Here is a 23,777-nt window from a genome sequence, read left to right as displayed (position 1 = left end):
CGTGCTCTTTGCGCGGGGTGTTCACGGGTATACCTGCTTCTCGCCATCGGCATGCACCACGACGACGCGCTTGCCATCAAAGGGGAGGTGCACTTCCGCCTGCCAGGTATCATCCAAAGGAATGACCGATTTCGCCATCGGCTCGCAGGGGGACCCCACTGCGCAGCGACGGATGCTGATGCGGAGCGTGTCGCCCACACGTTCAAAGTCGACGCCTCCGGCGTAATGGCGACTTTCAGGGCGAACCTTGTAGCGGACGGAAATTTCGGTATCCGACCGCTTTTCCACACTCACCGGCTCGACCATCGCCTGTGAGTAGGTGGGATCCATCCTTGCGCCCGTGCATGCAGCCAGGGCAGAAGACAAGAGCAACAACAGCGGCAACGCTGTGCTTTCGTACGGCTTGTGCGACTTGGAAGGCATGCTGGAACTCCGGTTTTCCGCACCATCTCCATGTCCAACCTAACATGCGGACCGGCAGCGGAGCATGGACCACGACCCACCATTCTACGAACGCCGGTGGGGCGGCACGGACAAACATGGCCGCGGGCGCAGACGCATCGTGCAAGCGCCGACGACCCGTGGCCGGACGGTCCACGCGTCAGATTCATCCGTGCGCAACGACGCCTTACTGCGTCTCGGCAAACCGATACGACAACAGCGACTTCACCAGGAAGGTCACCTGCGTGGCAGAGCGCGCGTCCACGCGCATCACCGGCAGGCGGAAGCCGGCATCGAACAGCGCCTGGCGTACATCGGGGATCAACAATTCGGGGTATTCGTCGGTACGGGTGATTCCCACCGCGAGGCTCGCCTCCGGGGCGATCCGCGAAAACTCCTGCAGCAGCTCCACCGTGGAGGCGATCGGCTCGGGGTGGCGCGCGCTGACCAGTACGATCACGCCGAGCGCACCCTCGCAGACCATCGGCCACATGAAGTCCAGGTAGCGCTGGCCGGGAACGCCATAGACATGCAGCAGTTCGCCGTCATCCAGCTCGATCGAGCTGTAATCCAGCGCCACCGTGGTTTCGACCTTGTCACCGTAGGCATCCTCGCTCAACGGCATTTCGGTGCTGACCGGCTCCACGTCGGAGATCGCACGCACGGCCGTGGTCTTGCCTGCGCCCATGCCACCGACGAAGACCAGCTTGTTGGCGGGCAGGCTCATGATGCCGCTCCTTGGAACAGGCTGAGGCCGAAGCGCCGCGCCACCCACGAGAAGAAGCGCGAATCGTGGGTATCGCCACGGCGTTGGGAAGGCGTCACGGGGGCATCCTGGTTCAAGGCGAGGCCGCTGGCCAGCGCGGCGGAGAACAGGCTCTGCGCGGCGTCCTGCGGGATCCGGCAGGCGGTGGCCAGCGCGGTGGCGCGCCAGGGCCGCGCATGCAGGCGGGCGATGGCCAGCAGCCAGTGGCCGGGCACGTCATCGGCGCTCAGGTCGGGCCACTGGCGCAGCTGCAGCGAGGCCTGCGCGGCCGGCGCGGGCATCAGTTCGGGGCGATGGTGGGCAATGCAGAAGAACAGGGCTTCGAACGAGTGCCGCTGCGGCAGGCGGTAGGCGTACTGGTGCTGGAAGGTCTCGACGTCGATCGGGGTCAGCGACCAGGTCGCATCGTCCAGTTGCGCGGCCACCTCGGCCAGCGTGGTGCTGGCGGGCAGGGCAATGCTGCGCGTGGCCGGGTCGACCAGCAGCGTCATCGCCCCCCGCTGCAGCAGGTGCATGCCCGCTGGCTGCGCATCGTGGCGGGCCAGCTGCATCAGCAGCGGCGTGCCCTGCACGACGTCGGCCGCGTCCGGCGTGGCCAGCAGCAGCGTGGAGAGCTGTTCGTTGAGGTCGCGCACGGTGGCGCCGTGCGGCAGTTCGCCGCGTGCGATGGCGCCGAAGCGCCGCGCGACCAGCAACGTCGGCACGCCCAGCGCATGCGCCTGGTGCAGTGCAGCGGCGCTGGCCGGATGGTCCAGCCCGATCACCAGCAGGTCCACGGCCTGCCCGGACCACGGCTGCAGGGCCACGTCCATGCGCTCGGCCAGCAGCAGCGAACTGGCCAGCTTGAGCCGGGTCTGGTGCAGCAGGTCGAGGCCTGTCGCGGCGATCTGGAAGGAGCGGATGGGGGTTTTCATGGGGGCGTGCCACAAGGCGGCCGCTCGGCGCGAGCCGGGCGGGACATGGTGCGATCAGCTGAAGTCCAGGGTCTTCTCGAAGGCCTTCAGTTCATGCCGCGACATCGCCAGGTTGGCCTTGCTGCGGTCCATCACCACGTACAGGAACAGCAGCGGGTTGCTTTCCAGCGGGCGGATCAGGTGGTACTGCGTGCTCAGCGTGATCAGCAGGTCTTCCAGCGTGTCCGACAGGCCCAGCTGCTCGGCGACGCGGCGCTTGGCGCGGACCACTTCGGTATTGCCGGCTGCCGCCAGCTCCAGGTTGATGTTGCCGCCGCCGACCATGGCCAGGGCCATGCCGCTGTCACCGTCGACCAGGGCGGCACCGACGAAACCCGCCAGCGAATTGAGCTTTTCCAGATTGAGATTGGGCACGTAAATCCTTTTGCTTCAGGCAGTGGGAGGGCAGGCCAGGGGCCTGCCGGAAGGGCGCAACGAAAGGGAAGGCGGATCAGCCTGCGCGCGGGCGCAGCACGGGCTCGAGGCGGGTGGCGCACTCGCGCGCATGGAACAGCAGCACGGCCATGTTGAGCTCGTGGCCGGCCACGGCGGTGAGGGTGAGCGGCTTGTCGCTCTGGATGCGGATCAGCACCACGTTGCCCTGCTTGGTGCAGATGGTGGCGTAGTCGGCCTCGCTGAGCGACAGCTCGCGCGAGACGGTTTCGCCGAGGGTAAGGAACGAATTGGCCATCGCGGCCAGGCGGCGTCCATCCACGTCCAGCGCCGAACTCTCGGCGACGGCGCGGCCATCGGCGGTGGAAAGCATCAGCAGCTTGAGGCCGCGCTCGCGTTCGCGCGCCTGGCCGAACACGGCGTCGATGCCGTCGATGTCATGCAACTGGCGGGCCGGCTGGCTCTCGCCGCTGGCACTGCGGACGATCTGGTGAATGGCACTGCGCTGCACGTACTGCCCCCTGGCACACAACGAAAAACGACCAACCCGTTTGGATTAGTCAATCAGTACTGCGTCGAAGTGTGAAATGTAGCACGGAAATTTTGCCTTCACGGACAACGCAAGATGAACCGCCGCGTGTCTTGCGTATGCGTCAAATGCTTGACGGGCAAGGGGTTTCGCTCCGCGTCGAGATCGGACGCGGGCGGGCAGGGAATGCCGCGTGCAGTCAATCGCGCTGCCTGCTGCACCGCCGCGAGTGGGCCTGCACGGGGCTGGCTAGACTGTGGCTCTTTTTCGTCATTGCAGGAGGCACCCCATGGCCACGTATCCCCCCGTATCCCTGATCGGCGTTCCCACCGACATCGGGGCCGGCCATCGCGGCGCGGGCCTGGGCCCGGATGCGCTGCGCATCGCCGGGCTGTCCGACGCGTTGGTTGCCCGTGGCGTGGACGTGCGCGACCTGGGCAACCTGGACGGCCCGCGCAACCCGTGGACCGCACCGGTGCAGGGCTATCGCCACCTGGACGAAGTGGTGGCGTGGAATCGCGCGCTGATGGACGCCACCTACGCCGAGCTGCAGGCCGGGCGCATGCCGATCATGCTCGGCGGCGACCACTGCCTGGGCATCGGCTCGATCACCGCGGTGGCGCGCTGGTGCCGCGAGCAGGGCAAGACCCTGCGCGTGCTGTGGCTGGATGCGCACTCGGACTTCAACACCAGCGAGGTGACCCCGTCGGGGAACGTGCATGGCATGCCGGTGGCCTGCCTGTGCGGGCTGGGCCCGGATGCGCTGACCCGGCTCGGCGGCGACGCGCCGGCGATCCGCCCGCAGCAGGTGCACCAGATCGGCATCCGCTCGGTGGACCAGGAAGAGAAGCGCCTGATCAAGCAGCACCAGGTGGATGTGTATGACATGCGCTACATCGACGAGGCGGGCATGAAGCGCACCATGGAAGCGGCGCTGGCGGGTATCGATGCCAACACCCACCTGCATGTCAGCTTCGATGTCGATTTCCTCGACCCCAGCATCGCGCCGGGCGTGGGCACCACCGTGCCGGGCGGGGTCAATTACCGTGAGGCGCAGCTGGTGATGGAGATGATCGCCGACACCGGCCGCATGGGCTCGCTGGACATCGTGGAACTCAACCCGCTGCTGGACAACCGCAACAGCACCGCGGTGCTGGCAGTGGACCTGGTGGAGAGTCTGTTCGGCAAGTCCACCCTGATGCGCGACTGAGCATGGCGCCGGGTTACCGGGGCTTTCCTGCGGGTGGCTGAACGCCGCCGTGGTGCGTTCACATTCGCTGCACGCGCCAGCCGCCAGATTGCATCCACGCGGCGGCGGTGCTGGAAACAGCCACGACGTCACCGCGATCAGGAAGAAGGGCCGCGGCGCGCAGGGCGCGCTGGCGGGCCCATCTGACAGGTGGGACCGGATTGCCGGTGTCGACGTAGATCAAACAGGAGAACCCCATGAAGCGTGTTATTGCACTGATGCTGTTGTCGATGTTCTCGGTGGCCATGCTGTCCGGCTGCAACACCGTTGCCGGTGCTGGCAAGGACGTGCAGAAGGCTGGCGAGAAGGTCGAAGACGCCGCCAAGACCAACTGATCCACGCGATCAGGTGGCGACGGAAAAGGCCGGGATCTCCCGGCCTTTTTCGTTTGCGTGGCCGGGGGCGGCGCATGGCCTTCATTCAAGCAGGTGAGCGTCCGTTTCATGCGCGCTTGACCGCCACCGAACGTCCGCCGCGGCACTCTGTACGTGCGGCGAAGGTGCCGTTGCAACCAAGGATGCCAACCCATGAACAAAGACATCATTTCCGGCAAGTGGACGCAGCTCAAGGGCAAGGCCCAGGCCAAGTGGGGCGACCTTACCGACGACGATTTCAAGGTGGCCGAAGGCAATGCCGAATACCTGGCGGGCCGCCTGCAGGAGCGCTACGGCTGGGCGCGCGACCGCGCCGAATCGGAAGTCAAGGACTTCGAGAAGGCCATGCACAAGGATTATCCGGACTTCCATTGATGCGGGCCGGCGCCGCGTAAGCGCGGCCGCTTCATCGGGCGTATGAAACACACGAGGGGCCGCGCAAGCGGCCCTTCGTGTGTCTGCGCGACCGCTTCAGCGCCAGCGGCTGTCCTGCGGCGGGTCCGGTACGTACTGCGACGGGAATGCGCGCGGGGTGGCATCGCGCGGCGTCGGCCCGGGCAGGATGCCGCGCGCACGCAGGTTCTGCGCGCTGTCGTAGCGCACCTCGACCTGCTGGGCGGGGGCCACGCTGGCACGCTCGAAGGCGGTGTCGCGCACGCGCGAGGTTTCGCGCGCGCCGTGGCCGGTGCCCAGGCGCTGGGCCGGCGCCGGTGCGGCCGGCGCGGCGGCGGACGTGGCCTGGACGCTGTCGGCCATGGCCGACTCGGCCGCGGCCGGCGCCTGGACGCGACCACGCGGTACGGTGGTCATGCGCCGCTCGACGGCCGGGGACAGGTCGCGCGGGATCGCGCCGGCCTCACGGAACACCGCGATCCCGATCACCCCGATGTTGTCCGGCCGGCCGGTGCGGCCGGCGTAGCTGCGCCCGGGCGAGGTGAACACGAACTGCGCCACCTCCTCGTCGGACTTGCGCCAGCCGCTGATGTCGGCGGTCTGCCAGGGGTTGAGCACGTAGCCGGTCTGGCCGGGCGCGGCCACCTCGCCGGTGATCGCGTTCAGGCCGTCCACCGAGACCACGACCAGCACGCGCTCGGCACTGCGGTTGCGCAGCCGCACGCTGTAGCGGTGGCCCTTCTCGCCGGCAATCCAGCGCTGGGCACCGTCGCGGTACTGCGCCAGCGCGCCGTCTCCGTCGCGGTCGATCACGGTGAGGTAGACCGGGCCGCTCGGCTGGGGTGGCAGCGGGGCCGGGCGGAAGCCGCACAGGGCCAGCACGGCGAACAAGGGCAGGATCAGGCGTTTCATGGCAGCGCTCCGCGATGGGGTGATCCGTTCAACGGCCCGGGGGGTGCAACGGGGTTGCGCCGGGGCAGGTAAACTGGGGCGGTTCACCTGTCCGTAATGATCCCCCACATGACCACCCGCGTTCTTACCGGCATCACCCCCTCCGGCACGCCCCACCTGGGCAACTACGTTGGCGCCATCCGTCCGGCCATCGCGGCCAGCCAGGCGGCAGGCATCGAGAGCTTCTTCTTCCTGGCCGACCTGCACAGCCTGATCAAGGCGCAGGAGCCGGCGCGGACCCAGCGCTCGACCCTGGAGATCGCCGCCAGCTGGCTGGCGTGCGGCCTGGACCCGGACAAGGTGTGGTTCTACCGGCAGAGCGACATCCCCGAAACCACCGAGCTGATGTGGTTCCTGACCGCCATCGCCAGCAAGGGCATCCTCAACCGTGCCCACGCCTACAAGGCGGCGGTGGACAAGAACCGCGAGGAGCAGCTGGACGAAGACGCCGGGATCAGCGCCGGGCTGTTCATGTATCCGGTGCTGATGGCCGCCGACATCCTGATCTTCAAGGCCAACCGCGTGCCGGTGGGCCGCGACCAGATCCAGCACATCGAGATGGCGCGCGATTTCGCCCAGCGCTTCAACCATGTCTACGGCAAGGAGTACTTCCCGCTGCCGGAGGTGGTGATCGACGAACAGGTGGCCACCCTGGCCGGCCTGGACGGCCGCAAGATGAGCAAGAGCTACCAGAACACCATTCCGCTGTTCGCCCCGCGTGCGGAGCTGAAGAAGCTGGTGTTCTCCATCCTGACCGATTCGCGCGCACCGGGCGAGCCGAAGAGCACCGAGGGCTCGGCGCTGTTCCAGATGTACCAGGCCTTTGCCAGTGCCGAGCAGACCGCCGCGTTCGCGCAGGCGTTTGCCGACGGCATCAGCTGGGGCGACGCCAAGCAGCAGCTGTTCGAGCGCATCGATGCCGAACTGACCCCGCTGCGCGAGCGTTATGACGCGCTGATGGCCGAGCCGGAGAAGATCGAGGCGCTGTTGCGCCGCCGCGGCCAGCAGTTGCGCGAGCAGTATGCGGTGCCGCTGTTGAAGGAGCTGCGCCATGCGGTGGGCCTGCGCGACCTGTCCAGTGCCGGTGACATCGCCGGCGATGCCGCCACCGAGGCGCGCGCGGCGCCGCCGCTGTTCAAGCAGTACCGCGAGGCCGATGGCCGCTTCTACTTCAAGCTGCTGGCCGGCGATGGCACGCTGCTGATCCAGAGCGAAGGCTTCGATTCGCCGCGCGATGCGGGGCAGTTGATCGGCGTGCTCAAGCAGACCGCGCACGGCGACGGGCTGCAGAGTGAGCTGTTCAAGATCGAGGCCGAGGTGGACGTGGTGCTGGCGGCGCTGCAGGAACTGCGCGCCTAGGGCCGGCCCGTGGCCGGCGTTGCCTGAAGCATGGCGTTGCGTGACGCCGGCCAACGGCCGGCATTGGCGTGGCCCGGCGCGGTCGGCGAGGCCGCATGGCATGATGCGGGCATCCTGAAGGGGAGACTGCGATGGCCTGGTTGTCGTTGTTGTTGTTCCTGCCCTGGTTCGTGCTGCTCGGTGCGCTGTACTGGCTGTTCCCGCGGCAGCCGCGCGATGCGGCCCGGCGCTGGTTCGATGGCGTTGCGCTGCTGCTGGCCTTCGTGCTGAGCATCGTGGCGATGCTGTGGGGCCACCACATCGGCGTGGTGCAGGCCGATGCCGGGCCGATCTGGCGCCAGGTGCTGGCGGTGCTGTACGCCTACGGCGCGTTCCTGGCCGTGCTGGTCGCCGCGATCCTGCTGCGCGGGGCGTGGCTGGCCCAGCGTGCGACCAAAGCCGCATCGAAGCCGATGCGCGGATCGTCCTAAACTGGGGCGTACTTCGCCAGGGATGAACCGATGTTCGTCGACCCCAGCATCCACACCATCGACACCGCGTTCCAGCGCGAGGATTTCGACGCGGCCTACCTGGTAGTGGAAAACGGCCGGGCCGCGTTCATCGATTGCGGCACCGGCCTGGCCGTGCCGGCCATGCTGGCAGCGCTGACCCGTGCGGGCCTGTCGCCCGATGCAGTCGACTGGCTGATCCTCACCCATGTGCACCTGGACCACGCCGGTGGCGCCGGATTGTTGATGCAGCAGTTGCCGGACGCACGCCTGCTGGTGCACCCGCGCGGCGCGCCGCACATGGTCGACCCCGCGCGGCTGATCGCCGGGGCCACCGAGGTGTATGGCGAAGCCGAGATCGCGCGCAGCTACGGGCCGGTATTGCCGGTGGCGGCCGAGCGCGTCGTGATCGCCGAGGATGGCCACCGCGTCGACCTGGCCGGGCGCAGCCTGCTGTGCCTGCATACCCCGGGGCACGCCCGCCACCACCTGTGCGTGTGGGACGAACGCAGCCGTGCCTGGTTCACCGGCGATACCTTCGGGCTGTCCTACCGCGAGCTGGACAGTGCGCGTGGTGCCTTCATCGTGCCCACCTCCTCGCCGGTGCAGTTCGAGCCGGATGCGCTGAAGCAGTCCATCGCACGCATGCTGGCCCATGCGCCGCAGGCGATGTTTCTCACCCATTACGGCCGGGTGGGTGATGTCGCCAAGCTGGCCGCGGACCTGGTCGAACAGATCGATGCGATGGTGGAGATCGGGCGGCAGTGCGATGCGCGTCCGGACCGGCACCGCTGCCTGGTGGCTGCGCTCACCGCGCTGTACCTGGAGCGCGCACAGGCACATGGCTGTCCGCTGGATGATGCCGCGGTGACCCAGGTGCTGGCGATGGATATCGAACTCAATGCCCAGGGCCTGGCGTGCTGGCTGGACCGCGACCGCCGCTAGCGCGGCCGTGCATGCAGTACGCGGTCATGCAGGTGTCACGTTACACTCGCAGGCCCCTGCTTTCCGTCCTGGTGTCTGCCGTGAATCCGATGCGCATGCTGCTGCTGTCGTCCTGCCTGTTCGTGGGCGGCCTGGCCCACGCGGCCAATGACCTGCCCGGCGGCGGCATCGACCCGCAGGCGCTGTCGCGACATGTGCGCATCCTGGCCTCGGACGAATTCGAGGGCCGTGCCCCGGCCACCGCAGGCGAGGAACGTACCGTGCAGTACCTCATCGAAGAGTTCAAGACCTACGGCCTGCAGCCCGGTGGCGTGGATGGCAGCTGGGTGCAGCCGGTGCCGATGGTGCGTGCCCAGGTCGATGGCCCGGTACGCGCGCAGCTGCGCCAGAAGGGCAAGGCACGCGCGCTGGTCAACGGCGAGGACGTGACCCTGCAGAGCCTGCGCCCGCAGCAGGCGGTGGACATCCGCAATGCACCGCTGGTGTTCGTCGGCTATGGCATCGACGCCCCCGAGCGCCACTGGAATGACTACAAGGACGTGGACCTGCACGGCAAGATCGCCGTGGTGCTGATCAACGATGCCGACTTCGAGGCCGACCAGCCCGGTGCCTTCGATGGCAAGGCGGTCACCTATTACGGCCGCTGGACCTACAAGTTCGAGGAAGCCGCGCGGCGTGGCGCGCAGGGCGTGCTGATCGTGCACGAGACCGCGCCGGCCGCCTACGGCTGGGCGACGGTGAAGAGCTCGGGCACCTCGCCGCTGTTCGACATCGAACGCACCCCCGAGCAGGCGCTGGCCCAGCACGTGCCGGTGCGCGGCTGGCTGCAGCGCAGCGTGGCCGAGCAGCTGTTCCGCGATGCCGGCCTGGATTTCGACGCCGAGAAGCGCAAGGCGATGACCCCGGCATTCACCCCGGTGGCGCTGGGCGACGCGCAGCTGTCGGTCGCCTTCAAGCTCAAGCGCGAGCAGGTGGTCACCCGCAACGTGGTGGCCAAGCTGCCCGGCGGCGCGCATGCCGACGAAGCGGTGATCTTCTCCGCGCACTGGGATGCGTTCGGGATCGGCCAGCCCGATGCCAAGGGCGACCGCATCCGCCGCGGCGCGATCGACAACGCCACCGGCGTGGCCACCGTGCTGGAACTGGGCCGGGTGTTCGCCGCCGGCCCGCAACCGCAACGCACCCTGTACTTCGTGGCGCTGACCGCCGAGGAGAAGGGGCTGCTGGGCGCCAGCTACTACGCCGCCCATCCGCTGGCGCCGCTGGACAAGACCGCGGCGGTGATCAACATCGAGATGTTCAGCCCGGACGGCCCCACCCGCGACATCGCCTCCTGGGGCAAGGGCCGGGTATCGCTGGAAGGTGACCTGGAGCGCGTGGCCAAGGCCCGGGGCCGCAGCTACTCGCCCGACCCGAACCTGGAGGCCGGCTTCTTCTACCGCGCCGACCACTTCGCCTTCGCCCGCCTGGGCGTGCCGGCGATCACCATCGGGCCGGGGCTGGACATGCGCGAGGGCGGGCTGGAGAAGGGGCGTGAGCTGCGCGAGGCCTACTTCGCCGCGTGCTACCACCAGGCCTGCGATGCCTGGACGCCGAGCTGGGATGCCAGCGGCCATGCCGCCGACACCCTGCTGGTCTACGACCTGGGCGCGGAACTGGCCAACAGCCGGCGCTGGCCCACGTGGGAAGAGGGTTCGGAGTTCCGCGCCGAACGCCAGAAGACCGAATCCGGGCGCCGCTGAGCCTGCTCAGCGCCGGCGCGGGCCGCGCCGTGGCAGCGGGTTGGCGGCCCGCGGCGGCCGGTTACCGCGCACCACTACCCAGGCGATCACCAGCGCGGTGATCGCGAGGACGAGGTTCACGCACTGCTGCACGGTGAAGGTCGCCGGCGACAGCTCGTACCAGATCCAGTGCATTCGCCCGCGCATGCTGTGCCGCATGACCCCGCGATACAGCGCCAGTGCGTTGTCCAGCAGCAGCCAGAGGGCCACGCAGTGCAGCGCCACGAAGGCAGGCACATGCGCGTAGCTGCGACGCCGGGAGCGCCATGCGTGCAGCAGCGCCAGCACGGCAAGCAATGCGCCGCCCACCATGCCCAGGCCGAGCGTTCGTTTCAGCGGCGCCAGCCACGGGCGCAGCGCCTGGTTGCGTTGGCCCAGCCGCTGGCAGGCCAGCACGTGGGCCTGCATCGCCGCCGCGGTGGGCGGCGCGGCCACGCGGCTGGGCTGGCGATCGGGGACCGGCTGCCCGGCACGACATTCGCGTGCGGACCCCATGGCCGGCACGGCCACGCCCAGCATCAACACCATCATCAGGATCCATCCCCGCACCGGCTGCTTCCTCGTGCTGCATCGTCCCGTGGCGCAACGCCGCAGGATCTGCTGCAAGGGTAGGTGATACAGACGCTGCGACGGAACTGCGGGCCGCGTGTGCGGCCCGCATCATGGCCGTGTTTACGGATGGGTACGGGTACCGTCCAGCCAGTTCGGGCCCTTGTTCTTCAGGAAGAACACGTAGACCAGCAGCGACACCGCGATCACCGCGGTGACGTAGATCGCGAACGAGTTGACGTGCCCGGTCTTCAGCGCGGCCTGGTACAGCAGCGGCGCGGTGCCACCGAACAGCGAGTTGGCCACCGCGTAGCCGAAGCCCACGCCCAGCGCGCGCACGTGGGTGGGGAACAGCTCGGCCTTCACCACGGCGTTGATCGAAGTGTAACCGGTGAGGATGACAAAACCGATGGCCAGCACCACGAAGGCCATCAGCGGATCGTGCTGGTTGGGCAGGGCCGTGACCAGGTAGTAGCTGTAGAGCACGCCACCGACGCCGAAGAACACCAGCAGGCTCTTGCGCCCGACGATATCCGACAGCCAGCCGCCGATCGGCTGCAGCACCATCAGGAAGGTCAGCACGCCCAGGTTGAGCAGGGTGCCGGTCATCACGTCATCGCCGGCGAAGGCGCTCTGGATCATCTTCGGCCCGTTGACCGAATAGGTGTAGAAGGCCACGGTGCCGCCGGCGGTGATCAGGAAGCACAGCAGCAGCGGCCGCCACTGGTGCACGAACAGCTCGTACATGGACCCGGACGCCTTGGCGCGTCCTTCCTTGGCTGCCTCGATGGAGTCCTCGCCCAGCGACTCGTCCATGGTGCGGCGCAGCCAGAACACCACGATGGCCGCGATGCCGCCGATGCCGAAGGCGATGCGCCAGCCCCACTCGGAAATCTGCGGCTTGTCCCAGAAGCTGAGCATGCCCAGCAGGGTCAGCTGGGCCAGCACGTGGCCGCCGACCAGGGTGACGTAGTGGAACGAGGACAGGAACCCTCGCCGGCCCGGGATGGCCGCCTCGGACATGTAGGTGGCGCTGGTGCCGTACTCGCCGCCGGTGGCGAAGCCCTGCAGCAGGCGCGCGAACAGCAGGATCACCGCCGCCCAGATGCCGATCTGCGAGGCGGTTGGGGTGATGGCGATGAGGAACGAACAGCCGGCCATCACCGTCACCGACACGGTCAGCGCCAGGCGCCGGCCGTAGCGGTCGGCGAAGCGGCCGAAGTACCACGCCCCGATCGGGCGCATCAGGAAGGTGGCGGCGAAGATCGCCCAGACATACATGGTGGAGTTCTTGTCGGCGGCCGAGAAGAACTGCGATTCGAAGTAGACCGCGAACACCGAGTAGACGTAGACGTCATACCACTCGACCAGGTTGCCGGCCGAGCCTTTGAGGGTGTTGGAGATCGAGCGCCGCAGCGCGGCACGCTCGGGATGGGCGGCGGCGGAAGGGGGGGAAGTGCTCATGCTGGGAGGGTGTCCTCACGGGAGTCGTTGCGGGTGGGGAAGGTGCCCGGGGGCGCCCTGACGCCGGGTACCCTCCTGGCACCACGGCGCATGGCCCAGAGGGTAACCATTTCCCGGCGCAGAAAACGTGAGCGGAAACAGCGTGCCGCCCGTCGAGGTGATCCCGACACCATCGTGGCCTAGAATCGCGGTTCCCCCGGATGGTGGTGTGCCATGTCTTCGCCCGAACCCTCAGCGGCTGCTCCCCGGAGCGGCCTTGTCGTACTGGCCCTGTTGCTGGTGTACGTGGTCTGGGGGTCCACCTACCTGGGTATCCGGCTGGCGCTGGAAGGCGGCGCGCTACCGTTGACGATGGTGTCCGGCGCGCGTTTCATCATCGCCGGCACGCTGATGTATGCGGTGCTGCGCTGGCGCGGGATGGCCGTGCCGACCCGACGCCAGTGGCGCAACCTGGCGATCATGGGCCTGACCATGCTGGTGCTGGGCAACGGCATGGTGGTGCTGGCCGAGCGCACGGTGTCCTCAGGGCTGGCCGCCACGGCGGTGGCCTCGGTGCCGCTGTGGATGGCGCTGTTTGGCGCGCTGCGCGGCCAGCACGCCAGCCGCGGTGAATGGCTGGGCATTGCGATCGGCTTTCTCGGCGTGGTCTGGCTCAACGCCGGCAGCAGCCTGACGGCCTCGCCACAGGGGCTGATCCTGCTGCTGGTGGCGCCGATCGGCTGGGCATTCGGCTCGGTGTGGGCGCGTGGGCTGGACCTGCCCAATCCCTTCATGACCGCGGCGGGGCAGATGCTGTGCGGCGGGGTCATGCTGGTGGCGCTGGGACTGGCGACCGGCGAGCGGCCGACCACCTGGCCGAGCATGGACGGGCTGCTGGCGGTGGCCTACCTGTGCGTGTTCGGCTCGATCGTGGCGTTCACCGCCTACGTGTGGCTGCTGCACAACGTGCGCCCGGCGCTGGCGGCGAGCTATGCCTATGTGAACCCGGTGATCGCAGTGATCCTGGGCGCGATCATCGGCCACGAACACTTCGGTGGGCATGACCTGCTGGCGATGGCGGTGATCCTGGCCGGCGTGGTGGTGCTGACCCTGGCACGGACCCGGACACGCGCGAAATGAGCACGCTGCCGAACCACAGCCTGCAGGAGCAGCGCCGCGGCTTTGCGATCACCGCCTTCACCTTCACCCTGTGGGGGCTGGTGCCGGTGTACTGGCACCTGCTCAAGGCGGTACCGTCGCAGCAGATCATCGCGCACCGGATCATCTGGAGCACGGTGCTGGTGGTGGCCTGGTTGCTGTTGAGCGCCGGCACGGGCTGGTGGAAGCAGATCGCGGCGCAGAAGCGCGCGCTGCCGACGCTGGCACTGAGCAGTCTGGCGATCGCGTTCAACTGGGGCCTGTACATCTGGGCGATCAACGCCGGGCATGTGATCGAGACGAGCCTGGGCTATTTCATCAATCCGCTGGTGAGCGTGCTGCTGGGCGTGGTGGTGCTGAAAGAGCGCCTGCGCGGGCTGCAGTGGCTGGCGGTGGGCTGCGCGGCCGTGGGGGTGGCGTGGCTGACGATCGATGCGGGGACGCCGCCATGGATCGCGCTGGGGCTGGCCTGTTCGTTCGGGTTGTACGGGTTGTTGCGCAAGCTGATTTCAGTGGACCCGGTGGCGGGGCTTGGGGTGGAGAGTCTGTATCTGTTCCTGCCGGCGATCGGGTTTGCGCTCTGGAGCGAGAACGGGCACGGCGGTGGGTTCTTCGGGGGGTGGGGCTGGAAGAACGATGCGCTGCTGATCCTGGGCGGTGCGGTGACGGCGCTGCCGTTGATCGGGTTTGCCTACGGGGTGAAGCGGATTCCGCTGTCGCTGGTGGGCATTCTCCAGTACATCGCGCCGAGCCTGGGGTTGTTGCTGGGGGTGTTCTTCTTCCGCGAGCCGTTTGATACGGCCAAGGCGGTGGGTTTCGCCGCGATCTGGACCGGGCTGCTGCTGTTCATTGGTGACAGTGTGTGGCGGTCGCGGCGGAGGTGAGGGGTGGTTTCTTTTAGAAGCTGAAGAGCTGAAGAGCTGAAGAGCTTGAGAGCGCGAAGCCTTGGTTGGCGCGCGCATCTGGATGGGCGGGGGTGTGTGGGTTCGCGGGACACGCCGCAAGTCCCGCTCCGCGGCCCGGTCCAGCCGCTGGCGGCTGGCCGTTCAGTCGCATGCGAGGCAGTGCCTCGCAAGCAATGCGCCTTCACCCATGTAGGCTCGCGTACGCCATTCATGGCGTACGACGGTCCCGCGAACCCACACACCCCCGCCCTGGACAGTTGGCTGGTGGCCTTGGCAACGCAACGCAACGCGAAGCGATGTCTGGTGAATGGTTTGTTGCATGGATGTGTGGCGGATTGTCGTTCGTTGCGTGCCGATGAATTGTCCAGGGGCGGGTACGGGTGGGGGTGCGGGACCGTCGTGCGCCATGGATGGCGCACGTCGAGCCCCCATGGATGGGTTCACGGCGTGTCCCGCACCCCCGCCCGTACCCGCCCGACCCGTACAGGCACGCACTCGCGGCTGTCGATCTGCCCTTGCTCCAGCGTCTGCTTGATGCATAAGAAAAGAGGGCGCCCGACGGCGCCGTATTTCTCTTATGGGTGACAGTGCGTGGCGGTCGCGGAGCGAGTGGGAGTGCTTTTTCTGGAAGCTGAAGAGCTGAAGAGCTGAAGAGCTGAAGAGCTGAAGAGCAAGAAGAATGACGACCACGCGAACCTGCGCACCCCCCCCGTACCCGCCCGGCCCGTACAGGCACGCACTCGCGGCTGTCGATCTGCCTGATGCATAAAAAAAGACGGCGCCCGAGGGCGCCGTCTTCCTTCCACTCTACGGCTTGGAGAGAGTAAGCCGTGGATCAGAACAGGTGGATCAGGCGGGCCTGATCAGAAACGCTGCTGGTACTTCATGTACATGTAACGGCCGATGTCGAAGCCACCGTAATAGGTGAAGCTGCTGTTCGGCTGGCTGTACATGATCGGACCCTGGTGGTCGAACACATTGTTGATACCCATCGACACCGTGCCGTTCCACGGCAGGATGTAGCGCATCTGGATATCGTGGAAGGTGTTCGAACCCACCTTGTTGATGCCCTGGTTACCGGTGTACGGCGAGCTGAAGCCCGGGTTGCTGCATTCGGTCGCATAGGCGCAGTTTTCCTGCATGCTCGAGTAGTAGCGTGCCGTCCAGCCCAGGCCCAAGTTGCCGTACTGCCAATCCAGGTTCAGATTGGAACGCACGCGGAAGTTGCCTTCCCAGCCGGCGTACTGGCGCACCGGCGTGGTCTCGGCGTTGTCGTTCTTGCGCTCCAGGTAATCCACGTAGGTGGTGTTCCAGGACACGGAGAACTTGCCGATCGCCAGCTCCGGCAGACGGTAACGCACCGCGATGTCGTAGCCCGCGGTTTCCTGGTAGCCGGCGTTGAGCAGCGTGCGGTCCAGCGCGCTGACCTGGCCGATCGTCTTGCCCGACCTGGAACGGGTGAAGCGGTTGCATGCCGCATCCACGCCCTGCACATAGCACTGGTTGAGCATGTCCGTGGCCGATTCGCCCACGATCACGTCGTTGATGCGGATCTTCCACCAGTCCAGGCTCAGGTCCAGGCCCGACACGAACTCCGGGCTGTATACCAGGCCCACCGTCCAGGTCTTGGCGGTTTCCGGCTTCAGTGCCTCGTTCGAGCCGGAGGTGAAGTCGGTGCCACCCTGCTGGCCCGGCACCGTCGCCGGATTGCCATCGGCCGCCAGCTGGCGGAAGTTGGCCGGCACGCCGCCGGCGCGGCAACGTGCCTGCACCTGCGCGTTGTTGGCCGCCGCACCGAAGGTGGTGTCGCACGGATCGGTGTACGAATCACGCGTCGTGACCGTACCGCCGTAGAGGTTTTCCACCGTCGGGGCGCGGAAGCCGGTGCCGTAGGTGGCGCGCACCAGCAGGCTGTCGATCGGCTTCCACTTCAGGCCGAACTTGGTGTTGGTGGTCGAACCGAAGTTGTTGTAGTCCGAGTAACGACCGGCCACATCCAGCGACAGCTCGCGGGCGAAGGCCATGTCCGCCAGCAGCGGCACCTGCAGTTCCAGGTAGGCTTCGTTGAGCGCGTAGTCGCCACGCGTCGGCTGGCCGCTCGTGCCGGCGATCTGGCCGTTGCGCACCATCAGGTCCGGGTCGTAGCTGGCTTCTTCGCTGCGGTGCTCGACGCCCATCGCGCCCATGATGTCACCGGCCGACAGACTGAACAGCGAGCCGGAGATGTTCGCGCTGGCCACCTTGGTGGTGCTCTGCATCTTGTCGGTGAAACGGGTGAACAGGTAGTCCTGCACGTCCTGGTTGCCCAGTGCGCCCGGGCCGGTGTAGCCCATCGGGGCCAGCGGATTCCACGGCGTGCAGCCGGCGATCACGTTGCCGACGCTGCCGCAATGCGCGACGCCCTGGCCATCGATGAACGACGGACCGACGGACTGGTTCACGTTCGGCTGGTACATGCTGCCCGTGCCGATGCGCTCGCCTTCGTTGCGGTTGTACATGTAGCTGACGTTCCAGTCCCAGTACCGCGAACCGGTCTCGAAGCTGCCTTCCACGCCCACGCTGGCGCGCTTGGTGGTCAGGTTGTTCTCGGTGCCGCGCGGCAGTTCTTCGGTGCGGTGCGCAAAGGCAACGTCACGGCCGAACGGATTGAACGCGCTGTCCTTGGACAGCAGCGCACGCCCGCCGGTGCTCTGGTACGGGTAACCGGCCAGCTGCTTGGTCGACTCGCGCTCGGTGTACAGCGCGTCGGCCACCAGGCGCAGGTTGTCGTTGATCGAGAAACCACCGTTGGCGAACACCGACTTGCGCTGCAGGCCGGTGAGCAGGCTCATGTTGGTCTTGGTGTTGGCATCGTTGGCCTTGTCGGCCGGCACGAAGTTGCCCAGCACGGTCGGGTCGCCGCCCGGACCCACGCTGAGGTTCTTGCCATCGACAGTGGCGTAGCCCCACGGGGTGACGCCGCTCAGGCCGTCGGTCGGGTGGCGCGGGCCGTTCGGGTAGGCGGTGAATTCACGTGCGCCGCCCAGGATCGGATCTTCGTCGGAGTATTCGCCGCCGACGGTGACCCAGCCACGGTCGAAGGTCTTGCCGAAGGTCGCGCTATAGCTGGTCTTCTGGCCGTCGCCTTCGCTGTACTGGCCGACGTAGGCGTTGACTTCCGCGCCGTCGAAATTCTTGCGGGTGATGATGTTGACCACGCCGGCGATGGCGTCCGAGCCGTACAGCGCCGAGGCGCCGTCGGTCAGCACTTCCACGCGGTCCACGATCGAGGACGGGATGGAGGCCAGGTCGGAGTAGCCGGCGGCGGACACGCCCATGCGGCGGCCATCAATCAGCACCAGGCTGCGTTCCGGGCCCAGGTTGCGCAGGCTGACGTACATGCCACCGAAGTCGCGGCCGGACTCCAGCGAGTTGGCGCGGCTCATGCTCGGCGCGCCGGCCGCGGTGACGTCCTGCAGGATGTCGGCGACGTTGACGTAGCCCTTCTTTTCGATCTCGGCGCGGTTCAGCGCGACGACCGGCTGGGCGCTCTCGACGCTGGCCTGGCGGATGCGCGAGCCGGTGATTTCAATGCGATCCAGATTGGTGGTGCCGTCATTGGCGGTCTGGGCGAAGGCAGGGGCACTGCAGCTGGCGACAAGCGCGATGGCAATCGCGTTGCGCAGCGGGTGGGTCTTCAAATACATCCGTGCGATTTCTCTTTCTCGGTAAAAACAAGCGCCCTTGCGGGCGGCGTGGGGACAACATCACGACGCGGGGGGCGGGAGTCTAATGACTTTTCAAAATTTTTACTTTCATCTGAAAGCATAAAAACCGCTAAAAATGAACGCTCGCTGACAAATTCGCGGGTCGGCGAACAATCTTTTTTCAATGCGCTGCAGTACGTGCGATGCACACCGCGCCGATGCAGGCAGAGGCACCGATAACGGCGATGGTCCCGTCAACTTGAGTGCACGCGTATGTGCATCGACGGGAAGCGTTCAGTGTGTGCCGACGGTGTGCGAAGAAATCTCTTCTCCCTTCCGCGTGGCCGCATGAAGTGCGCTGTGACTTTCCGTCAGAAGATCCCGCTCTGCCGCCTACGCACCGCAAGCCGAGCCTCGTAGCAGCCGGTAGGCTCCTGGGCAAAATAAAGGAGGAGGCCGCTTGCGGCCGGGGGACATTTGCACCAGGGGCCTACCGGCTGCTACGGGGCCCTAACACTCGCGACAGACTAGAGCGAAGACACCATCGCCAGGACTACCCACGCGCGCGTACAGCCGCAAGCCATCTGCTACGTCCCGTGAAACGAGACGCTCCCTCCGCTGAGAAAGAAAAAAACCGCACCCTTGCGGATGCGGTTCGTGGTCTGCTATTTCGTGCGCGCCCCTGCGCGCGCACGCTCTTAATCAGTACACCGCCACGCCTCAGGTCTCGCGCAACGCCGTGGTGATCGGCAGGCGCGCCGCACGCAGTGCCGGGAACAGACCACCGACCAGCCCAATCCCCAGCGCCCACTTCAGCCCCGTCCACAACAGCTGCGGCGAAACCCGGAACTGGAACACCACCTGGCTGAAGTTGTTGCCCAGCGTGGACACCGTGTAGTTGTTGAACACCAGCCAGGCCAGCAGGCCGCCGAGCACGCCACCGAGCAGCGCCAGCAACATGGTCTCCAGCATCACCGCGGTAACCACCGGCAGGCCGCGGAAACCGATGGCCCGCATCGTGGCGATCTCGCGCGCCCGCGTGGCCACCGCGGCATACATGGTATTGAGTGCCCCGAACACCGCGCCAATGGCCATGATCCCGCCGATCACCGTGCCCAGCACGCTGATCAGCTTGCTCATCCCACCCGACTGCTTGCTGTAGTAGTTGCGCGTCGTGTCCACGTCCAGCTTCAGCCGCGGGTCCGCCTCCATCGCCGCCTTGAACTGCTTGAACCCGTCGGCGCCCGCGGTGCGCACGTTGACCGACTGGTAGGCGCTGCGGTTGTAGGTGGTGGACAGGGTCTGGGTGTCGGCCCACAGCTCGGACTCGTGCACGTCGTTGGACGCGAACACGCCCACCACCGTCCAGTCCTGTTTGCCGAGCGCCAGTGTCTTGCCCACCTCCAGGCCCTCGAACTGGGCCTTGGCCCCCTTGCCGACCACGATCTCGCGCAGGCCCGGCGTGAAGCGGCGGCCCTCGACCATGCGTACCTGGCGACGCACCGCCCAGGCTTGCTCGCCGACGCCGCGGAACTGCACGTTGGTATCGGTATGGTCGCTGCGCGACGGCAGGCTGATCACCTGCGACAGTTCGGCCGACACCAGCGGCTTGCCGTCCTCGCCCCGCGCGATGCCCGGCAGGCTCTGGATCAGCGGCAGCTGGTCACGCATGATCACCGAGTTGGTTTCGGCCTGCGAGCCACCACGCAGCACGATCGCGACGTCATCGCTGCCGCTGCGTTCCAGGGTGGCCTTGAAGCCATCGCCCATCGCCAGCATCGCCACCAGCACGCCGACCACGCCGGCAATGCCGACCACGATCACCGAGGATGCGCCCCAGCGCTGCGGCAGGCTGGCGATGCCGATCCTGGCCGCCTCCAGCGACAGTCGCCCGCTGCGGGTGAACAGCAGCCAGCCCGCCACGGCCACCGCCAGCCCCAGGACCGCCGACCACGGCAGCACGATCCATACCACCAGCGCGACCAGCAGCCCCAGCACGGTCAGTATGTTCCACATCCATTGCTTGTTCATGCGGGTCTCCTCAGCGTCCGGCCAATGCATCGACGATCTTCAACCGCTGCGCGCGCAGGGCCGGCAGCAGCCCCACCACGATCCCGATCACCACCATCAGCCCCATTGCCATCGCCCAGGTCTGCGCCGGCACGCCGGGCAGGTTGATGATCCCGTTGCTGCTGGCGCTGACCACCGGCATCACCACCGATGCCAGGCCCATGCCGAGCAGCCCCCCGAGCACGATCAGCAGCACCGATTCGACCATGACCAGCACCAGCACGGTGCCATCCTTGAAGCCCAGCGTCTTGAGGATCGCCAGTTCCGGGATGCGCTCGCGTACCGCCTGGGCCATGGTGTTGCCGGTCAGTAGCACCAGGGTGAAGAACACCGCGGCCATGATGCCGGTGACGATCAGGCCGATATCGGCGAACTGCTTGGCAAACGCCTGCGAGAAGGCTGCTTCGGTCTGCGACTTGGTTTCGCGGTCGGAGTTCAGCGACAGCGCATCGATCGCCTGGGCCACGCGCGAGGCATGCGCCGGGTCGTCCAGTTGCACGGTGTAGAAGCTCACCTGGTTCTTGATGTAGTCGTTGGACTCGTCGAAGTAGCTCCAGTGCAGCAGCAGCTGGCCCTCCGCCGCGGCGTTCTTGCGGTCCCTGGCCCGGTAGATCCCCACCAGTTGCAGCGGCCAGTCGTTGCTGCCCTGGCGCGGGAAGATGGTGGCCTGCATCGGGATGGTGTCGCCGATCTTCCAGCCGAAGCGCTTGGCCAGCGACTCCCCCACCAGCGCGCCGGTGCGCGTGTTCTTGAATGCCTCGGCCTGGGCGGGTGGCAGCTCCAGCTCCGGGTACAGGTCCATGTAGTTGTCCGAGACCGAGAAGCTCGGGAAGAAATTCTTCTGGTCCTGGTAGATGCCGCCGAACCACATCGCGTAGTTCACCTGGCGTACGCCGGGCGTGGCTTCGATATCGCGCAGCAGGCGCAACGGCAGGCTCTGGGTGATCGACAGCTTGGAGGACACCACCAGCCGCTTGGCGCCCTCGATGGTGTCGCCGCCGGAGTTGAACGCCACCCGCACCGAGTCCAGCATGCCGAACAGCAGGAAGGCGGCCACTACCGAGAGCAGCGTCAGCAACGTGCGTGTCTTGCTGCGGAACAACTGCGCCCAGATCAGCGAGAAATACTTCATCGCGGCAGCCTCCGTCAGTGGGCCGCTGGCGCGGTGGCCAGTTCGCCCTTGTCCAGGTGCACGGTATGGGTGGCGTACTCGGCCGCCTTGGGATCATGGGTGACCATGATGATGGTCTTGCCGTGCTCGCGGTTGAGCTGCTGCAGCAGGCCCAAGATTTCCTCGGCGGACTGCCGGTCCAGGTCGCCGGTGGGTTCGTCGCAGATCAGGAAGGTCGGGTCGGAGACGATCGCGCGGGCGATGGCCACGCGCTGCTGCTGGCCACCGGACAATTCATTCGGGCGGTGGCTGCGGCGGTCGGCCAGGCCCACCAGGGTCAGCGCGATCTCGGCATTGCGCTTGCGCTGGGCAGCGCCCAGGTGGGTGAGCAGCAGGGGCAGCTCGACGTTCTTCTGCGCGGTCAGCATCGGCATCAGGTTGTAGAACTGGAACACGAAGCCGACGTGGTGGCTGCGCCACGTCGACAGCTGCCCGCCGCTCATGCGGTCGATGCGCTCGCCTTCGATCTCGATTTCGCCGGCGCTGGGGGTGTCCAGCCCGCCGATCAGGTTGAGCAGGGTGGTCTTGCCCGAGCCGGATGGCCCCATCAGGGCGACGAAATCGCCGCGCTGGATGTCCAGGTCGATGCCGTGCAGCACCTGCACCTTCTCGGGGCCGCGCTGGTAGGTCTTGGTGATGTTGCGGAGCGAAACCAGGGTCGACATGAGCGGTTCTCCGTGGATCAAGGCGGATCGAAAACGCAACGGCATGCAGCGGCACGCGCCTGCATGCGACGAGGGGGCCCGTGGCCGGGCAGGGCGCAGTGGCGGACAGCAGCCTGCCTGCGCGCCGGCACGGCACGGGTAGCGCACTTGCATGGCATCGCCGCGCCCTTCCGGCGCGGCGCGCTATTGCTGCTGTTTTTCCACGACCTTGCTGCCGTCGTGCAGGTCCGCCGGCGGGTCCAGTACCACCACCTCGCCGGCGCTCAGCCCCTGGTTGACCTGGCGATCGGTGTTGAGCGTGGCGCCGGCAACGACCGCGCGTTGTTCGACGTGGCTGTCGTCCCCGACCACGAAGGCGACCGTCTTCTGGTCACGCTCCACGATCGCCGCGGCAGGTACGCGCACGCCCTTGGGCGCGGCCGCCCGGGCCGGTTGCGCGGCTTCCAGGAAGCTCACCCGCACGCCCATCTCCGGCACGATCCGCGGGTCTTTCACTTTCAGTGCCACGCGCACCTTGACCGTGGCCTTGCCGCGGTCGGCGGTGGGGATGATGGCGATCACCTCGGCCGGGATCTTCCAGTCAGGGTAGGCGTTGAGGGTGGCTTCCACCGGCATCTTCGGCTGCACGCGGCCGATGAACGACTCGCCCACGTCCACCTCGATCTCCAGCGATTCCATGTCCACGATGGTGCCGATGCCGGTGCGGGTGAAGCCGCCGCCGGCCGACAGCGGCGACACGATCTCGCCCGGCTGCGCGGCCTTGGCGGTGACCACGCCGGAGAACGGGGCGCGCACGGTGTTGTTGTCCACGCCGAGGTCGGCGATGGCCAGTGCGTCGTTGGCCACCTTGGTGTTGCGTTCGGCCGTGCGCAGCTGTGCACGCAGGCTGTCACGCTGGGAAATGGCCAGGTCGTACTGCGACCGCGAGACCAGCTGCTGGCCCACCAGCGTCTGCAGGCGGCCGGCCTCGGCATTGGCCTGGGCCACCTGCGCCTGCAGTCCGGCCAGCTGGCTGCGCGCGGCCTCCAGCTGCGACGCCGACAGGCTGCGCTGGGCATTGGCATCGATCGGGTCGAGCGTGGCCATCACCTGGCCTTCTTCCACCCGCATGCCTTCTTCGATCATCACCTCGCGGACCTTGCCGGTGATCTTGGCCGAGACGGTGGCCATGCGCCGCGCCACGACATAGCCGCTGGCATCCAGGACCGAGCTGCTGGCGCCGCCCTGCTGGATGGCCACCACCGGCGCGGTGGTCACCTCGATGGCGCGTTGCCGGCCGAACACGAACCAGCCGATGCCGGCGAGCAGCAGCACGATGAGGATCGCCAGCCCGATCCAGCGCCCACGGCGGGGCGAGGACGGCGGCGGCGTGGCCGCCTTGCGGTCGATGCGAAGTTCCTTGAGCAGTTCAGCGGATGTGTTCATCGTGAGTCTGGACGGGGAATCGGGCCGAGTGTGACCGCAACGGTGCTGGCGGGGCAAACCGGCATTGGGCCGGGTGGTGCACA

General features: G+C 67.2%; 22 protein-coding genes. 9 read left to right on the top strand and 13 right to left on the bottom strand.

Features of this window, described 5'->3' with window-relative positions:
• Nucleotides 1–21: 21 nt before the first annotated feature.
• From AC06FD_RS11160 to AC06FD_RS11140, 5 genes are all read right to left on the bottom strand, one after another.
• The gene (locus AC06FD_RS11160; RefSeq protein ID WP_478077825.1) at nt 22–423 is read right to left on the bottom strand and encodes a hypothetical protein; all 402 of its coding nucleotides are present in this window, start codon (nt 421–423) and stop codon (nt 22–24) included.
• A gap of 205 nt (nt 424–628) precedes the next feature.
• Complete coding sequence (locus AC06FD_RS11155) at nt 629–1,168, bottom strand: GTP-binding protein (RefSeq protein ID WP_259206649.1); 540 nt, start codon at nt 1,166–1,168, stop codon at nt 629–631.
• Nucleotides 1,165–2,121, bottom strand: coding sequence for a hypothetical protein (locus tag AC06FD_RS11150; protein WP_394162896.1), 957 nt, complete (start codon nt 2,119–2,121; stop codon nt 1,165–1,167). Before AC06FD_RS11150 ends, AC06FD_RS11155 begins: the two co-directional genes overlap by 4 nt.
• Before the next feature lie 54 nt (nt 2,122–2,175).
• Nucleotides 2,176–2,535, bottom strand: a complete 360-nt coding sequence (locus AC06FD_RS11145; RefSeq protein ID WP_259206647.1) for a roadblock/LC7 domain-containing protein — start codon at nt 2,533–2,535, stop codon at nt 2,176–2,178.
• Nucleotides 2,536–2,611: 76 nt separating this feature from the next.
• Nucleotides 2,612–3,064 (bottom strand): roadblock/LC7 domain-containing protein, encoded by a 453-nt coding sequence (locus tag AC06FD_RS11140; RefSeq protein ID WP_259206645.1) that lies wholly within the window; start codon nt 3,062–3,064, stop codon nt 2,612–2,614.
• Between the two features lie 307 nt (nt 3,065–3,371).
• On the opposite strand from AC06FD_RS11140, the gene rocF reads away from it, so the two are divergent.
• From rocF to AC06FD_RS11125, 3 genes are all read left to right on the top strand, one after another.
• The gene (gene rocF / locus AC06FD_RS11135) at nt 3,372–4,292 is read left to right on the top strand and encodes an arginase (RefSeq protein ID WP_259206642.1); all 921 of its coding nucleotides are present in this window, start codon (nt 3,372–3,374) and stop codon (nt 4,290–4,292) included.
• A 236-nt stretch (nt 4,293–4,528) separates the two neighbouring features.
• Nucleotides 4,529–4,666: an entericidin A/B family lipoprotein gene (locus AC06FD_RS11130; protein WP_038691079.1), complete on the top strand. Its 138-nt coding sequence runs from the start codon at nt 4,529–4,531 to the stop codon at nt 4,664–4,666.
• A 192-nt stretch (nt 4,667–4,858) separates the two neighbouring features.
• The gene (locus AC06FD_RS11125) at nt 4,859–5,080 is read left to right on the top strand and encodes a CsbD family protein (RefSeq protein WP_256775189.1); all 222 of its coding nucleotides are present in this window, start codon (nt 4,859–4,861) and stop codon (nt 5,078–5,080) included.
• Nucleotides 5,081–5,176: 96 nt separating this feature from the next.
• On the opposite strand, the gene AC06FD_RS11120 is transcribed toward AC06FD_RS11125, so the two are convergent.
• Complete coding sequence (locus tag AC06FD_RS11120) at nt 5,177–6,010, bottom strand: hypothetical protein (protein ID WP_259206637.1); 834 nt, start codon at nt 6,008–6,010, stop codon at nt 5,177–5,179.
• Between the two features lie 108 nt (nt 6,011–6,118).
• On the opposite strand from AC06FD_RS11120, the gene AC06FD_RS11115 reads away from it, so the two are divergent.
• The 4 genes from AC06FD_RS11115 to AC06FD_RS11100 all read left to right on the top strand — a co-directional run bounded on the left by AC06FD_RS11115 (nt 6,119) and on the right by AC06FD_RS11100 (nt 10,583).
• Nucleotides 6,119–7,408: a tryptophan--tRNA ligase gene (locus AC06FD_RS11115; protein WP_478077824.1), complete on the top strand. Its 1,290-nt coding sequence runs from the start codon at nt 6,119–6,121 to the stop codon at nt 7,406–7,408.
• Nucleotides 7,409–7,539: 131 nt separating this feature from the next.
• Complete coding sequence (locus AC06FD_RS11110; protein WP_259206635.1) at nt 7,540–7,878, top strand: hypothetical protein; 339 nt, start codon at nt 7,540–7,542, stop codon at nt 7,876–7,878.
• A 30-nt stretch (nt 7,879–7,908) separates the two neighbouring features.
• Nucleotides 7,909–8,841: an MBL fold metallo-hydrolase gene (locus tag AC06FD_RS11105; RefSeq protein WP_259206634.1), complete on the top strand. Its 933-nt coding sequence runs from the start codon at nt 7,909–7,911 to the stop codon at nt 8,839–8,841.
• An 89-nt stretch (nt 8,842–8,930) separates the two neighbouring features.
• Nucleotides 8,931–10,583, top strand: coding sequence for a M28 family metallopeptidase (locus AC06FD_RS11100; protein WP_478077968.1), 1,653 nt, complete (start codon nt 8,931–8,933; stop codon nt 10,581–10,583).
• 6 nt (nt 10,584–10,589) lie between these two features.
• Here AC06FD_RS11100 and AC06FD_RS11095 read toward each other — a convergent pair whose 3' ends face one another.
• Both AC06FD_RS11095 and AC06FD_RS11090 read right to left on the bottom strand, forming a co-directional pair.
• Nucleotides 10,590–11,153 (bottom strand): hypothetical protein, encoded by a 564-nt coding sequence (locus AC06FD_RS11095; protein WP_478077823.1) that lies wholly within the window; start codon nt 11,151–11,153, stop codon nt 10,590–10,592.
• A 141-nt stretch (nt 11,154–11,294) separates the two neighbouring features.
• Nucleotides 11,295–12,635, bottom strand: a complete 1,341-nt coding sequence (locus tag AC06FD_RS11090; protein WP_259206632.1) for an MFS transporter — start codon at nt 12,633–12,635, stop codon at nt 11,295–11,297.
• A 213-nt stretch (nt 12,636–12,848) separates the two neighbouring features.
• On the opposite strand from AC06FD_RS11090, the gene yedA reads away from it, so the two are divergent.
• The gene (gene yedA / locus AC06FD_RS11085; protein WP_478077822.1) at nt 12,849–13,754 is read left to right on the top strand and encodes a drug/metabolite exporter YedA; all 906 of its coding nucleotides are present in this window, start codon (nt 12,849–12,851) and stop codon (nt 13,752–13,754) included.
• Nucleotides 13,751–14,656: an EamA family transporter RarD gene (gene rarD, locus AC06FD_RS11080; RefSeq protein ID WP_478077821.1), complete on the top strand. Its 906-nt coding sequence runs from the start codon at nt 13,751–13,753 to the stop codon at nt 14,654–14,656. Before yedA ends, rarD begins: the two co-directional genes overlap by 4 nt.
• Nucleotides 14,657–15,540: 884 nt before the next feature.
• On the opposite strand, the gene AC06FD_RS11075 is transcribed toward rarD, so the two are convergent.
• The 5 genes from AC06FD_RS11075 to AC06FD_RS11055 all read right to left on the bottom strand — a co-directional run bounded on the left by AC06FD_RS11075 (nt 15,541) and on the right by AC06FD_RS11055 (nt 23,694).
• Nucleotides 15,541–18,363, bottom strand: coding sequence for a TonB-dependent receptor plug domain-containing protein (locus AC06FD_RS11075; RefSeq protein WP_259206627.1), 2,823 nt, complete (start codon nt 18,361–18,363; stop codon nt 15,541–15,543).
• A gap of 720 nt (nt 18,364–19,083) precedes the next feature.
• Nucleotides 19,084–20,394 carry an ABC transporter permease gene (locus AC06FD_RS11070; RefSeq protein ID WP_478077820.1) on the bottom strand — a complete coding sequence of 437 codons (1,311 nt, stop codon included), beginning with the start codon at nt 20,392–20,394 and terminating at the stop codon, nt 19,084–19,086.
• A gap of 10 nt (nt 20,395–20,404) precedes the next feature.
• Entirely contained in the window at nt 20,405–21,565 is a 1,161-nt protein-coding gene (locus tag AC06FD_RS11065; protein WP_259206625.1) for an FtsX-like permease family protein, read from the bottom strand.
• Between the two features lie 14 nt (nt 21,566–21,579).
• Nucleotides 21,580–22,269, bottom strand: coding sequence for an ABC transporter ATP-binding protein (locus AC06FD_RS11060; protein WP_259206624.1), 690 nt, complete (start codon nt 22,267–22,269; stop codon nt 21,580–21,582).
• Nucleotides 22,270–22,452: 183 nt separating this feature from the next.
• Nucleotides 22,453–23,694, bottom strand: coding sequence for an efflux RND transporter periplasmic adaptor subunit (locus AC06FD_RS11055; RefSeq protein WP_478077819.1), 1,242 nt, complete (start codon nt 23,692–23,694; stop codon nt 22,453–22,455).
• Nucleotides 23,695–23,777: the final 83 nt, after the last annotated feature.

This window comes from Stenotrophomonas sp. Steno-Z1, assembly GCF_056393175.1.
The sequence above is the reverse complement of the archived record's forward strand: the minus strand, read 5'-3'. Positions and strand labels throughout refer to the sequence as shown.